This is a genomic window from Flavobacterium sp. ST-158, assembly GCF_058309975.1.
Genome location: NZ_JBZEEN010000001.1, coordinates 1,019,531 through 1,034,750, shown reverse-complemented (window position 1 = coordinate 1,034,750; position 15,220 = coordinate 1,019,531). Strand labels below are relative to the sequence as shown.

At 33.5% G+C, this 15,220-nt stretch carries 13 protein-coding genes; 5 read left to right on the top strand and 8 right to left on the bottom strand.

Going from position 1 to position 15,220, the window contains the following annotated elements; genetic code table 11:
• Positions 1 to 7 precede the first annotated feature (7 nt).
• A complete protein-coding gene (bamH, locus tag AC4FRF_RS04350) occupies positions 8 to 1,669 on the bottom strand; it encodes a BamH family beta-barrel-assembly machinery protein (RefSeq protein WP_491158241.1) in 1,662 nt (553 codons plus the stop codon).
• 23 nt (positions 1,670 to 1,692) lie between these two features.
• Positions 1,693 to 2,496 (bottom strand): glycogen/starch synthase, encoded by an 804-nt coding sequence (locus AC4FRF_RS04345; RefSeq protein ID WP_491158240.1) that lies wholly within the window; start codon positions 2,494 to 2,496, stop codon positions 1,693 to 1,695.
• 79 nt (positions 2,497 to 2,575) lie between these two features.
• On the opposite strand from AC4FRF_RS04345, the gene panC reads away from it, so the two are divergent.
• The 4 genes from panC (at position 2,576) to radA (ending at position 6,457) form a co-directional block, all read left to right on the top strand.
• The gene (gene panC, locus AC4FRF_RS04340) at positions 2,576 to 3,454 is read left to right on the top strand and encodes a pantoate--beta-alanine ligase (RefSeq protein ID WP_491158239.1); all 879 of its coding nucleotides are present in this window, start codon (positions 2,576 to 2,578) and stop codon (positions 3,452 to 3,454) included.
• 14 nt (positions 3,455 to 3,468) lie between these two features.
• A complete protein-coding gene (gene panD / locus AC4FRF_RS04335) occupies positions 3,469 to 3,819 on the top strand; it encodes an aspartate 1-decarboxylase (RefSeq protein ID WP_491158238.1) in 351 nt (116 codons plus the stop codon).
• A gap of 134 nt (positions 3,820 to 3,953) precedes the next feature.
• Positions 3,954 to 5,096 carry an alpha/beta hydrolase gene (locus AC4FRF_RS04330; protein WP_491158237.1) on the top strand — a complete coding sequence of 381 codons (1,143 nt, stop codon included), beginning with the start codon at positions 3,954 to 3,956 and terminating at the stop codon, positions 5,094 to 5,096.
• On the top strand, positions 5,096 to 6,457 hold the full coding sequence (radA, locus tag AC4FRF_RS04325; RefSeq protein ID WP_491158236.1) for a DNA repair protein RadA: 1,362 nt from the start codon (positions 5,096 to 5,098) through the stop codon (positions 6,455 to 6,457). The genes AC4FRF_RS04330 and radA overlap by 1 nt, the downstream gene beginning before the upstream one ends.
• Before the next feature lie 258 nt (positions 6,458 to 6,715).
• Here the strand turns inward: radA and AC4FRF_RS04320 are convergent, their stop codons facing one another.
• From AC4FRF_RS04320 to AC4FRF_RS04295, 6 genes are all read right to left on the bottom strand, one after another.
• Positions 6,716 to 7,480 carry a LytR/AlgR family response regulator transcription factor gene (locus AC4FRF_RS04320; RefSeq protein ID WP_491158235.1) on the bottom strand — a complete coding sequence of 255 codons (765 nt, stop codon included), beginning with the start codon at positions 7,478 to 7,480 and terminating at the stop codon, positions 6,716 to 6,718.
• Complete coding sequence (locus AC4FRF_RS04315) at positions 7,480 to 9,438, bottom strand: sensor histidine kinase (RefSeq protein ID WP_491158234.1); 1,959 nt, start codon at positions 9,436 to 9,438, stop codon at positions 7,480 to 7,482. Before AC4FRF_RS04315 ends, AC4FRF_RS04320 begins: the two co-directional genes overlap by 1 nt.
• Positions 9,439 to 9,694: 256 nt before the next feature.
• A complete protein-coding gene (locus AC4FRF_RS04310; RefSeq protein ID WP_491158233.1) occupies positions 9,695 to 12,190 on the bottom strand; it encodes a M28 family peptidase in 2,496 nt (831 codons plus the stop codon).
• A gap of 26 nt (positions 12,191 to 12,216) precedes the next feature.
• Complete coding sequence (locus tag AC4FRF_RS04305) at positions 12,217 to 12,567, bottom strand: hypothetical protein (protein WP_491158232.1); 351 nt, start codon at positions 12,565 to 12,567, stop codon at positions 12,217 to 12,219.
• 5 nt (positions 12,568 to 12,572) lie between these two features.
• Positions 12,573 to 13,124, bottom strand: coding sequence for a YfiT family bacillithiol transferase (locus AC4FRF_RS04300; protein WP_491158231.1), 552 nt, complete (start codon positions 13,122 to 13,124; stop codon positions 12,573 to 12,575).
• A 2-nt stretch (positions 13,125 to 13,126) separates the two neighbouring features.
• Positions 13,127 to 14,656 (bottom strand): carbon-nitrogen hydrolase family protein, encoded by a 1,530-nt coding sequence (locus AC4FRF_RS04295; RefSeq protein WP_491158230.1) that lies wholly within the window; start codon positions 14,654 to 14,656, stop codon positions 13,127 to 13,129.
• A gap of 209 nt (positions 14,657 to 14,865) precedes the next feature.
• Between AC4FRF_RS04295 and AC4FRF_RS04290 the strand changes: the two genes are divergently transcribed.
• Positions 14,866 to 15,198 carry a single-stranded DNA-binding protein gene (locus AC4FRF_RS04290; RefSeq protein ID WP_491158229.1) on the top strand — a complete coding sequence of 111 codons (333 nt, stop codon included), beginning with the start codon at positions 14,866 to 14,868 and terminating at the stop codon, positions 15,196 to 15,198.
• Positions 15,199 to 15,220 lie beyond the last annotated feature (22 nt).

Here is a 15,220-nt window from a genome sequence, read left to right as displayed (position 1 = left end):
TTTTATATTAATTCGGTTTTGTGTAATAAATTTCTAATTTCAATTTTTTATCATCTGGAACATTAGTTGTCCCTCCATAAAGCACCACTCCTAAAGGACTCATTATTGAAGCCTGAGGAACTTTAGCAATAGTTGTCTCTCCTTCTTCGTTAGATATAACCACAGGAGTGCTTAATTTATTCATTGCACTGTTATTTATATCTTCAGTAACCACAATTCCCATTTTAACATTGGTAGAATCAGCATTCTTAACCAAACTTCTCATATGATTAGTAATTCTGATCTTATAGGTATTATCACCATTGGTGTTTTTATTCAACAAACCATTATAAATCAACAAACCGTTTTTAGCATTGGTACCTGTAGTACCATCATAAAGATAATCGACCACTGTAGTTGTATTAGTCAAATCATATAAATACACACGCATTGGCAATGTATTCTCTCCCATAGTTTCTTTATCGATATGAAAAACAAGATTCGCCTCATTAATCAATCGAGTTTTCCCCGTTACAGGGTCTTTACGTCTTAATTCATCTAAATCATCTCGAACACCATTAGGACCAGAAGTTAAGTTACCATTAGCATCATAACCCAATACATCTGTTTTAGCAAAAAGATCCAATACTGCCATGGAACCCTGCCCTCCTTTTAGATACAATTTATCATCACCTGAAGTACGATTTGGATTATTAACCGCATTGTCATAAGCAGCATTATTGGTATTAGACAACAAACTTACCGTGTTTCCTGTTAAGTTAAGTACAATTGACTTAGTAACCTTCACAGAATTATCTGTTGACGAATTCTCTTTATAATTAATAGTTATCGTTCCTCCTTTGAAATTCATCATTGCCAAACGACCCGGATTACCTCCTGACTTTTCTACTTTAAAATATAAACCTCTGAAATAATTTTTAAAAACATCATTGGTTACTAATTTCCCAGAAGCTACTTCACTAAAAAATTTTGTTTTGAAATAAGTTTTATTTAAAGCCAGGCGCATTTGAGGAGCGGTACGAACTAATGTTTTCACACCATCTACATACACACTGTCTTTATATTCGTTAGCCAAAAATACAAATTCATCATTCTGAGAAACAATGCTATCATTTAACTTATCCGAAACTAATAAACTCTCAAACTCACTTCCTTGATTAGTGTAATATTTCTGCGTTTCCAAAAAACCAGTCGTAGGATCCAAATCCCTCATAAAATAACCACTTTCATAAACACTTAATTTTATTTTCCCATTAGTATTTCCAAAAATTGAATCCAAAACATATGTACTATCACCTGTAGTAGCATCAACAGACTCTACATGACTAAAATACGGAATTGACAACACCACATTATCAATTTCCGGATTTAAACTTAAATCTATTGTTGGATTAACCGAAGCCAATACAACCTGAGTAGCAAAACTAGCCGTAGTTGTACCAAAAACAGGATCTTCATAAACCCCTAAAGGGTTTACAGGCAAATTATTAGATTGTACAGGACCTATATTTTGATTATAAGACAAAACATTATAAGACTCACCTGCTAATTCAAAATGTTCATTACCTATTAAATCTCCGCCAATGGAATTAAAATCTTTATCACAGGACACAAAAAAAACGACACTAATTGCTATTAGAATTATCTTAAAAAAAGAAGTTTTACGCATATTAAATACCAAAATATTGAGGGTTAAAGCATTTCTTTATAAAAATTGCTATACGCTTCCGCGAATGCATCTTTAGGGACGTAAGGTAAAAAAGGTTTCCCTGAACTTTCAATAAATTTTGTTAAACTTGAACTAACATTTGTTGAAGCAATAATCACAGCGTCCGAATGCATTACTGTAGCCTTAATAACATTCTCATAATCAGGAGTAGACAACATTTCAACATCTTCCTGAGGCACACCATCAAGCTTAACTTTATTAATCATTTCAACATCTAAAGTTCCATCAAAAGATTGTCCGTAAACAGAAGTAACAATTTTCGTATCTGAAAACAATGCTTCATTTTTATAAAAATGCTTCATATATACCGGCAACATAGCTGCCATCCATCCATGTACATGAATAATATCAGGTACCCAATTTAATTTTTTTACGGTTTCAACAACACCTTTGGCAAAAAAGATAGCACGCTCATCATTATCCGGATACAATACTCCGTCTTCATCAGCAAAAGTGGCTTTTCTTTTAAAATACTCGTCATTATCAATAAAATATACCTGAATTCTTTCTTTTGGAATCGATGCTACCTTAATAATCAAGGGCATATCTAAGTCATTTACTACCAAATTCATTCCTGAAAGACGAATAACTTCATGTAATTGGTGTCTTCTTTCATTAATATTGCCGTATCTTGGCATAAAAATCCTAATTTGCCCCCCTTGATCATTTACCATCTTTGGAACATCATAAGACATTAAAGAAACCTCATTTTCAGCCAAATAGGGCACCACTTCAGATGATACATATAATATCCTCTTATCTTTCATATTGTAATTTAGTTAGTTAAGTTGGTAATAAAAACCACGCAAAATTACGAAATTTTATGCAGTTATTAACTAATATATTATGTTTGCACTCAATTTTAATAAAATCATCATGCCTATTTTCTACGGAAAAGCTGCTTTAACCGAATTTTTAAATTCAGTTAAAACTCAAAATTCCACTATTGGTTTTGTCCCTACAATGGGTGCTTTACACCAAGGACATCTCTCGCTGATGCAACAATCTCTAGCAGAAAACAACAATACTGTGGTAAGTATTTTTGTTAATCCTACCCAATTTAACAATGCTGAAGATTTAGAAAAATACCCCAGAACTTTAGAAGAAGATACCCAAAAAATTTTCCAATTAAACACTAATATTATTGTCTATGCTCCGACCGTAGATGATATTTATGAAGGAAAAGTAATATCTCAAAATTTTGATTTTGATGGTTTAGAAAACCAAATGGAAGGCAAATTCAGACCAGGACATTTTAACGGAGTAGGAACTATTGTAAAACGTCTTTTCGAAATAGTTTCTCCAACCAATGCTTATTTTGGAGAAAAAGACTTCCAACAATTACAAATTGTAAAAAAAATGGTTCTTAAAAACCATTTGGACGTCAATATCACTGGATGTGAAATTTATAGAGAAGCTAATGGTTTAGCCATGAGTTCTAGAAATGAACGCCTCTCAGTTTCAGAAAGAGAACAAGCTTCCATCATATACCAAACTTTAATTCAAGCCAAAGAAAAATTCAAAACACAAGATTGCAAAGCAGTAAAACAATGGGTAAAAGAAGTCTTTGATACCAATACTATTTTTGAATTAGAATACTTTGAAATTGCCGATGAAGAAACACTTATCCCTTGTAAAGAGAAATTAAAAGATAAAAATTATCGTGCATTTATAGCCGTATTTGTTAATAATATTCGATTGATTGATACCATTTCACTAAAATAATTTACTTTTGCAACATGCAAATTCAAGTTTTAAAATCAAAAATACATCGGGTAAAAGTAACAGGAGCCGATTTAAATTATATTGGCAGCATTACCATCGATGAAACCTTATTAGAAGCATCTAATATTATTGAAGGAGAAAAAGTATCTATTGTTAACATCAACAATGGAGAACGTTTTGACACATACGCCATAAAAGGCGAGAGAAATTCTGGCGAAATCACCCTTAATGGTCCAGCAGCCAGAAAAGTACAAAAAGATGACATTATCATCATTATTTCTTATGCATCAATGGATTTTGAAGAAGCTAAAACCTTCAAACCATGGATTATTTTTCCAAATGAAAAAGACAACTCGTTAACATAAGTTTCAGTTTACAACAAAACAAGAAGCGTTTCCTAACAGAAACGCTTCTTGTTTTTATAGGCTTAATTTTACTTTCATTAAAAATTAGTATCTTGCTGTACTGTTTATCATTTTCATTTTAAACCGCCCCAATTATGAAACAAGCACTACTCTTTTTCTTTTTTTCTATTGTAGCATTTTCTCAAAAAACAACCGAACTAATCAAATCCAGTAAGCTGGGAGAAACACGAGAAATATTTGTTAGCCTGCCACCTTCTTACGAAAACAATCCAACCAAAAAATACCCAATCCTTCTACTTTTAGACGGCGATTATTTATTTGACGCTTTCCAAGGTGCATTAAGCTATGGCGAATATTGGGACGACTTACCTGAAACCATTATTATTGGGATCAAACAAAAAAACAGCCGAATGAACGACTGTGCCTTTGATGAAACCGAAGGTATGCCTACAAAAAAATCAGCCGCTTTTTTCAATTTTATTGGTGAAGAACTCATCCCTTTTGTCGAAAAAAAATACCGTGTTGCTCCTTTCAGAATTATTGCAGGACATGATACCACAGCAGGCTTTTTAAACTTTTTTCTTTACAAAGAAAATTCTTTTTTTAACGCCTACATTTCCCTAAGTCCTGAACTAGCTCCAGGCATGGAAAACCAAATTGCTACAGGATTAACAAATACCAAAAAAAATCTATTTTATTACCAATCCTCTGCTGATGGCGACATCAAACAATTGCGTGTACCAATAGAAGAACTAGATGGTAACATTAAAGCAATTGCCAATCCTTTAGTTAATTATCAATATGATAATTTCAAGAATGCTTCCCATTATTCTTTAGTTTTATATTCAATACCCAATGCATTATACCAAATTTTCGACAGTTACAAACCGATTTCTTCTACTGAATTTACCGAAAAAATTGTCGTTTTACCATCAGGTTATGTCGATTATCTAACTAAGAAATATGATAATACGACTGAAAAACTGGGATTAAACATCCCTATCAGAATCAACGATTTCAAAGCTATTGAAGCCGCTATTTTAAAAAACAAGGCTTATGACGAATTAGAAAAACTAGCACAATTAGCCAATAAAAATTATCCAAAAACCATGCTTGCTGATTATGAATTGGGTTTAATGTTTGAAAAAACAGGCGATGCTAAACGTGCTGCTCAAAAATACCAACGTGCTTCGCAACTGGAAGAAATTGGTAATTTGACCAAAGAAATGATGTACAACAAGTACGATGATATGAAAAGTTTAACCGTTAAAAGATAATGTCAAAAGTTAAAACCTCTTTTTTCTGTCAGAGTTGCGGAACATCCTATGCCAAATGGCAAGGCCAATGCAACGCCTGCAAAGAATGGAATACCATTGCCGAAGAAATCATTCAAAAACAAGATAAAGTTGCCTGGAAAAGTGAACCTACTCCGAGCAGTAGAGCGCCAAAACCATTAAAAATAACCGAAATAGATTCGACGGAAGAAATCCGGATGAATACTACGGATGCCGAATTGAATCGTGTCCTTGGTGGCGGAATCGTACCTGGTTCTTTAACGCTTTTAGGAGGTGAACCTGGAATTGGAAAAAGCACGCTTTTACTCCAAATTTCCTTAAAATTACCCTATAAAACCCTTTATGTTTCGGGCGAGGAAAGTCAGAAACAAATAAAAATGCGTGCCGAAAGAATTACACCAAGTAGCGACAATTGCTATATCCTAACGGAAACCAAAACACAAAATATCTTCAAACAAATTGAAGCTATCCAACCCGAAATCGTAATTATTGATTCGATTCAAACCTTGCATACCGATTACATCGAATCGACCGCAGGAAGCATTTCTCAAATTCGAGAAACCACGGCTGAGTTGATTAAATTTGCCAAAGAAACCAACATTCCGGTAATTCTTATTGGACATATTACCAAAGACGGTAACATTGCCGGACCCAAAATATTAGAACACATGGTCGATACCGTATTGCAATTTGAAGGCGACCGAAATCATGTGTACCGAATTCTCCGTTCTCTAAAAAACCGTTTTGGCTCCACTGCGGAAATCGGTATATACGAAATGCTCGGCAGCGGATTGCGTGAAGTTTCCAATCCGTCCGAAATATTGATATCGCACAAAGACGAAGAACTATCCGGAACTGCCATTGCCACCACTCTCGAAGGCATGCGCCCCCTAATGATTGAAATCCAATCTTTAGTGAGTACGGCAGTTTACGGAACGCCGCAACGCAGCACCACGGGTTACAATGCTAAAAGACTGAATATGATTTTGGCCGTTTTAGAAAAAAGAGCCGGTTTCAGACTTGGCGCCAAAGACGTTTTCCTGAATATCACCGGAGGAATTTCGGTAGATGATCCTGCGATTGATTTGGCTGTTGTAGCCGCCATTTTATCTTCCAATGAAGATATTCCCGTGAACAAAGATTTTTGCTTTGCCGGCGAAGTCGGACTTTCAGGTGAAATTCGTCCTGTAAATCGTGTGGACCAACGCATTCAGGAAGCTGAAAAACTGGGATTCTCTACAATTTTCGTATCCAAATACAATAAAATCGCCTTAAAAAATACAGGGATTAAAATTGAACTAGTCGCCAAAATTGAAGATGTAGCCAGTATGCTTTTTGGGTAATTTTATAATAAATAAACTATGCGATATCCATTTTTACATTACCTAGGAGGCTTTTTCTGGTGGATTTTAATTAAATTTTGCAAAACAGATTTAGAAATTGAACAAGGTGAAAATAACAGAATTAGAAACATTTTATTCTCATTGACGATAGGCATAATTACAGCCCTTCTATTTGCAAAATTCACTAAATAATTTATTAAAAACTAAACCCGACTGCTTTATCCCGATACTTTGGGACTGTCGGGTTTAATTAAATTCTTAAATCCCCATCCAATCCTTAATAGCATTATTATAACTCCTTCCAGAAGTAATACTGGATTTTCTATTGTTATTCAGCGTAATCACAAAACGACTATTAAAGTACTTTTGAACGTCCAAAACCTTATTTTTATTTAAAATCACAGCACGATGCACTCGTATAAATGCCTGTGGCAATTTCAATTCTAATTGGGAAAGCGATTGCTCAATCAAGTGATTTTCTTTATTAGTATAAACCGTAACATATTTTTCATCGGCTTCAAAATGAGTGACCTCTTCCAGTTTTATAAATAGGAGCTTATCTCCTTTTTTAACTGTTATTGAAGTCATCTTTTTTTCTTCTTTCTGACTGTAAAATTCTTTTAGAACTGACATGATAGTTGCCGAAGAAAGATTGTTTTTAAAATTGCTTAACTTTTCGACAGTTTGTTGCAAACGTTCCAATCGTACGGGTTTTAACAAATAATCAATGCTATTGGTTTCAAAAGCTTTCAAAGAATACTGGTCAAATGCCGTACAGAAAATTACAATAGGAATTTTCTCCAAACGCTCCAATAATTCAAATCCATTCAATCCTGGCATTTCGATGTCCAAAAAGATAACATCAGGTTTTAATTGATGAATTTTTTCCACCGCTTCTATTCCGTTTTTAGCTACATCCAATACCCGAAAAGTCTCCGGAAAATATTCCAGTAATTTTTGTAAACGAGCTCTTGCGGGCGGTTCGTCATCTATAATTAAGGTGGTGTAAGCTTGGTCTTTCATTATAAAATAGCATTTATATGAATTATAATTTCTTTTTGAGGTTCATTGTGCCAACTTATCTCGGCTTTTTCTCCATAAGTTAATTTAAGCAAATCATAAACGGTTTGCAATCCGTGACCACTGACCAATCCTTCCGGAAAATCAGCACCGTTATCCTGTACAGAAATAAAAATACCATTTTCTTTCTTACTTACTTTCAAGACAATTTTGCCTTGTCCTTCTATTTTTGAAATGCCGTGTTTGATGGCATTTTCGACCAAAGGTTGCAAAATAAACATCGGTATTTCTACGGTCAACAAATCTGGTTCGACATCAATGCTAAAATTCAATCGGTCACCAAAACGGATTTGTTCAATTTCTAAATAATTTTGAACCAAACTCAACTCATCACCTAAAGTATTAACTTTTTTACCTTTTCGATTAATACTGTGTCGAAATAAATCCGACAAGGACAACGCCATTTTTTCGGTTTTATCAGCATCCGTATGCGCTAAACTGGCAATGGAATTTAAAGCATTATACAAGAAATGCGGATTAATTTGCGATTGCAATACTTTGACCTCAGCTTCAGCTTTGGCTTCTTGTAAACGGCTCAATTCTACATCTTTTTCTTTAACCAAAGATGCTGAAAAATGATTCAAATACAACAACAATCCCCTACCAATTGCCAATGCTGTTGAGAAAAACAGATAAGAAAATGAGACAAGATTATATATATCTTTCCTACCCTGATTTAGAAAATAATAGAATATCATCGGAGCAGCAAAAGAAACGAAGGTAATAATCACTACCAAAACTAATTGATATGTAAATCTTTCACTCTGTTTAAAACATATTTTCTCAAATCCCCAAAGTAGAAAGGACACTATAAGAGAAGAAACAACTGTTAAAAATATTTGATTCAAAAAATCATACCAGAAAAAAATAGAACTATATTCCAATAAAGATTTATAGAGATTTGAAAAATTAAAAAAAACTAGAAAAATTAAAAAAACAGGAAACAAATAATTGAGATAAGAATACTTGTATTTTCTATCTTGAAAATAACTGAATATTAAAATACAAACTACTATACCAACACCAATAATAATTCCCCAAACTTTAAATTCATGCTCTTTTTTATTAACAAAACTGCTTGCATAACGCCAAGGATAATTGGCATACATATAGGTTCTAAATTGCTCTATAAAGTCATCAGAATATAGTTTTTGCAGTAAAAACTTATCTCGGTCGGTAAATTCAGAATTTACTGGTTGATGTACTGAAGTTTGAAAAATTGGGTCTATTCCATTCAGTCTAGTTTCATTTATAAAATTTCCATCATTAATGTAACAAAGTGATCTTAAGAATTCATATCGAATATATTTTTTTCTCTCATTGTGAGAAAGATATTTATTAATATTAAAATATATTGTATATGCTGAAGACCAACTGCTCGAATATACTGTTTTACTAAACTTGCGAGTGCTAGAAATATTTCCAATACTATCAGGTAAATCCACATTGACAAAATTTTGAGAAATTTGTTCTAAAGAATGTTTTAAATCCTGGTCAAACTCCATTATAATTGTTGAATTAATCAACTCTATAAATTCAATCCCTTTAACTTTAGCATAACGATCACTATTAGAATCTACATCAAAAGATTTCCCAGTAAAGCTTTTATAAAAAGCAATGGTTTTATTGGGAATAACAGTTCGTATTTCCTGCATAACTTCGTTAATAACAATACTATCTTGCTTGGAAGCATTTTTTAGTGAAATAAGAATAGGTCCTTTTATTTTATATACATTCTCTGTCTCTCCGTCAAACAATCGGTCTTTTACATATTCCCATTTGAAATTTTCAGAGTCTATTCTTTCTCTAATTTGATTTTCATTGAAAAACGATGGTTTATTTGAAACAACAACAAAACTGGTGATTACTAAAATCAGGATTAATGCGATTAGTTTTTTCATAATTTGTGGGTGGGTTTAATTATTTAGCAAATGAACTAAACCAAGTCATTTGAAAAAACATTTTTCCGACGAACTGCAATTAGGCATAATGAATTGCAATTTTAGTAAAAGACAATAACACATCAAAGTAGTATCCAATAAAACAGTGAAGAATTAATTTATACCCGGTGCTTCGGGGATTTTTATTTTCACTTTCATTTTTTTTAGCACCAATAAATAAGCCAAAAAAACTAGCTAAAAAAATCAATTAAATTACTTATCGCGTAGTATCAATTGGCGCATCAATAAGTTTCAAAGGTACTCTAGATTTTGGTTTTGGTCTTCTTTTTACAATTGGTTTATTGGATTCAGGAGGAGCAATTTCACTAACCATTTTCGTCTCTGGAGCCACTTGCTGAGCTGACATTACTTTGGTTTCTGGCACTGCCGTTAGCTCTACCGGAACAAAGCCTACACTCGGTTTGATTGTTTTTTTAATCACCACAGCATCATTCAACACAAATGGTGTTGGCATCATCCAATCGGCTCTTTTATTCATAGAAAACAATGGGTTTTGCATCAAGTCAAACGAACTTTCCAACAAAGTCATATCAAATTGGGTTGTGGCATTGATGTTAAATTCTAATACCAGCGGATCATTTTCTACCACATAATAACTCAAAAGACGCTTTCCATCTCTTTTGTAAATTTTTCCTTTTTGTTCCAAATGAGAAACGCCATTGGCTTTGATATTATAAAGTTTCATTTTTTCATTAGCAAAAATATCATAGCGATTCACTTTTCGATTGGGCGAAATACGAATCTTCAAATACCTTTGATTGTCCGCAATACTATCAGTTAAAAAATCAATTGTAGGTTGTGGAATATTTTTCATTTCCGCCTTAGCAGCAAATGTAAAATGAGTATCATATTTGCTAAAAAGTGGAACCTTGTCAAGACCTACAGGAGCTTGAGGGTTTTCACCCAAATACCTTTTGGTCCAAGAATCCAAATTTTTATCATACGTTAACCATTGAGCTAAATTTGTATCAGCATCATAGAGATAAACCAAACTATTGGATTTTGCTTTTCCTTTTTCGTAACCTGAATCCGAATGTGCTTTTGCAAAAAAGCCAATGGAAGCCAATAAAAAGAGAATAGACCAACTCCCTTTTTGAACAAAATTACCAAATGTTGGCAAAAGCAATCCAAAACACAAAGCAGTAAGAACAGCACTTCCATACATTATTTTTAAACCTAATCCTATGGGAAACATTTCGATAAAAGGAGCAATAATCAATAGCGCAGGAATACTAAAAATTAAGTTTAAGATAGGACTGTATCTCTGTGTGAGAATATAAAACCCAAACATAAAAATTCCGAAATAAACGGGAATAATTAAGAAACCAGCACCCTGCAAAGCAAAAGCAATTCCGGTGTTAATAAGCAACCAAATAAACAATGGTGCTACAAAATGATTAGCGCTGATTTTATTTGGCGTAAAAAAATGATAAAACGCAAAACAAATAGCTAAACTCAACAAGACAAATGCGGCTATATAAGCATGTCCGTTGTAGGTAAAACCATTAAGTAAATCATTGTATTGCGGATAGACTTGCAACAGAATCTTCCATCCCAAAAAGGTCAATAATCCTGCCGAAAAAAGCGAACCTAAAAACGGAATAAAGCCTTGAAACATTTTTTCTGTAGTTAAAATTCTTTTGGCTATGCCTAAGAAAATAAAAAACAAGAACAATACAAATGCAATAATTACCATAGGCAACACCCAACTGAATGGATAACTAATAAACTGAAATGGAATAGAAAAATACACATAATCCTCTACGGCTTGCGTAGTACTCAAATTAGCATTGGAAAAATAATGCAATAATGGCATCAAATAAGAACCTTGATGCGCTAGCGAATTGATGTCTAAATGCTGTACATCGTCTTGTGCTGTATGATAGTTGTAGTGTCCGTCAATAAAAGCAAAATTAAATCCTTGAATTTTACCTTGTTCTCTAAAAACAGTCAAATCGGTATCGTTAGGCAACATTTTGTAAATGCTATACATTAACGAATTGGACACTGGAAAAGTTGGATTTGCAGCAGCAAAATGCTGTACCATTCCTGCATTTCCATTGTTAGTTTCCATCAACATATAACTGGGACCAGAGGTGCCTCGGGCTTCAAAATTTAAAGCTAAGCCAACCTCTTTTGCCCATTGATGTCGAGTTACGAAAAGGGCTGCACCATTTAAACCTAATTCTTCCGCATCAGTAAAAAGAATAATTATATCATTTTTATGTGCCGTTTTAGTATGCAAAAAAGCCCGAACGCTTTCTAAAATAGTTGCCACTCCTACGGCATCATCACTAGCACCATGAGAAGCCGAATGCGGCGCACTATCATAATGCGAAAGCAATAACAAAGCTTTGCCATTTTGGCTTCCCTTTATTCGAGCCATAACATTATGCGATTGAACTAAATTCCCCCAATCAGTTAAGGTATATCCATCCTGGAAACTACTTTCCAAACCTAGTTTTGCTAGTTCGTATTGCAAATAATTAGCTACTTTATTATGGTTTTGGGAACCTACATAATGTGGATTTTGACTCATTGCTTTGATGTGTACCAAAGCTCTTTGGGTCGAAAATTCCGCAAGCGGTTTATTAACATTAGTAGTCCATTGTGGCATAATGCTGAAATATACAAAAGCAAGTACCGCTGCAAAAAACAGTACCGAAACAATGGAGGATAAATCTTTTTTCATTTTTTAGGTAAATTTGGGAGAGATTGCTAATTGTCTTTTTTTACAAGAATATACCAGTCATTTTCTAACAACATATACCCTTGGTCATACAAAAAATAGTATGTATTGCCTGTTTTTGTTTTTAGAACATTCGTAAAAAATTCAAAATCAAAACCTTTACTTAACAATTTAGTTCTAGTTGTTTTTGATTTTCCGTCAACGTTCAGTTCTGAAAGAATCCTATAATTTTTACGCAACTTGTTATTGATATTACGCATAATATTATTACTATCCTTGTTCATCTTATTATTATAGGCATTGCGACAACCATCGCTGCAAAACTTCTTGTCTTCTCGACCTACAATTTTTTCGCCACATTCTAAACAGTTTTTTTCCATAATTACTAAAATTGACCTTTGTAAAATAAGGCTTGTTCTATATGTGCTAAATGATGGTTACAATGCCAAGCATAAACTCCAATAGTTTCCTTTAAAGTTGAAATTTTATTAGTAGCAGGATGTATAAATTGTCGGTTTAATTGTTGTTCATCAAAGGATTTCAACAACAAAACCCAACGAGCGTGAACTCCTTCAATAATTTGAATCGATGCTGATAAATCATCGGAAAGTCCATCATGGAGTTCAGCCCATTTATCTTCTTCAAAAGGTTTTATTATAGGCATTTCTTCAGTTAGTGTTAATTTAAACCGAACAAAACTATTGATATGACTGTCGGCACAATGATGTACTACTTGTTTTATTTTCCAACCATCGGGTCTATAAATCCAATTTAATTCGTTTACCGAAAGATTTTCAGTTAGCATTTTTATCTTAGAAGGGAATTTTTCAATAGCTGTTATCCAATTATTCAAATGATCTTTAGATATCAAATCCGGTTTTTGAAATTCTCCAATTGGAAATTTTAATTGTTCTAAATCAAATAATTCACTGCTCATATTTAGCTTTTTAATTTCTTAATTTTATACAAATCATCACGTCGGTCTTTTAAAATCTTCACACTTCCGTGTTCGTGTAATTCTTTTAATAAATCTAGATCGACATCAACAATTAAGGTCATTTCAGTATTTGGAGTCGTTTCCGCTTTAATACCATTGCTTGGAAAAGCAAAATCAGATGGTGTAAAAACAGCCGATTGCGCATATTGAATATCCATATTATTCACTTTGGGTAAATTACCCACACAACCTGCAATAGCAACATAACATTCGTTTTCAATAGCTCTGGCTTGTGCACAATGTTTTACTCGAGTATAGGCATTTTGCGTATCGGTCAAGAAAGGAACAAACAAGATATCCATACCTTCATCGGCCATTAAGCGAGAAAGTTCTGGAAATTCAACATCATAACAAATAATAACTCCAATTTTCCCACAATCGGTATCAAAAGTTTGGATGTGATTCCCTCCAGTAATCCCCCAATGAAATACTTCGTTAGGCGTAATATGTATTTTGGTATAAGTCTCATACGTTCCATCTCTTCTGCATAAAAAACCACTATTATGAAGCACACCATCAACTAAAGTTGGCATACTTCCGGTAATGATGTTGATATTGTAGGAAATGGCTAATTCTTGAAATCTTTTTCGAATAGGTTCCGAATATTTAGCCAGTTCTCTAATAGCATCAGCCTCGGACAAATGATTGTAATCTGCCATTAATGGAGCAATGAACAACTCTGGAAAAACAGCAAAATCACTTCCATATCCCGATACAGCGTCAATAAAAAACTCTGATTGTTCAAATAAGGCTTCTAAATTGTTCAACGAACGCATTTGCCATTGAATCAACCCTAATCGAATGACACTTTTAGTTGTATTGATAATTTGCGGACTTTCGTCATAGTAAATATTATTCCACTCTAACAAAACGGCAAATTCCTTAGACTTTCTATCGCCTTCCAGATAATTTCTCATGACACGCATCACGTGAAACTCATTGCTCAATTGAAAAGACAATACCGGATCGTGAAGTTCTTTTCTTTTTACTTTATCAATATAACTTTTAGGAGTAAGTTCATTAGCATATTGCGCATAATTAGGAATTCTTCCTGCAAACACAATGGATTTTAAATTCAACTGTTCGCAAATTTCTTTCCTTGCATCATACAAACGACGTCCTAGACGCAATCCACGGTATTTAGGCACCACAAAAACATCAATTCCATACAATACTTCCCCCTTAGATGTATGTGTAGAAAAGGTATAATTTCCCGTGATTTTAGCATAATCATGGTTCTTTTCAACCAAATCTTCATTAACAATGAGCGACAATGCGGCACCTACCACAATATCATCGACCAATATAACCAATTGCCCTTCGGGAAATATTTTAAGTAATTTTTTAATATCTGATTCTTTCCAATAATCGTCTATCATTTCAGGATAGGATTCGATCATTGAATTTTTTAATTCTTTATAATCTTGAATTTTCAGATTTCGTAGTTCGACTTTATTGATTTCTGCTTGCATAAAATAATTGATTTACTGCAAGATACAAAAAAAATATCCGTTTACAAACGCTTACAAATATTTACAACCGAAAGTAAGTAACTATTAACCGAATAAATCATGGCGGTAGTTGCAACTTTGTACCATCGAAATGAAACAAACAACTTTCGATAGTATTAGCCAAAAAATCTGAAACGAGTTCAGATAGTAACGATTAAATTTTATACGCCATGAATGCATTAAGAAACAAAGTACAATTGATTGGTCATTTAGGAAATGAGCCAGAAATCAAAAATTTTGACGGAGGAAAAAAGTTAGCCAACTTTACCTTAGCTACCAACGAAAGTTACAAAAATGACAAAGGTGAAAAAGTAGAAGAAACCCAATGGCACCGTTTAGTAGCCTGGGGCAAAACTGCCGATATTATCGAAAAATATGTCACGAAAGGAAAAGAAATCGCCATTGAAGGCAAATTGACACACCGCACTTACGAAGATAAAAACGGCGAAAAACGATATGTTACCGAAGTGGCGGTTACAGAGATATTACTTTTAGGGAAATAGTTTAACATTTAATCGTTTCTAA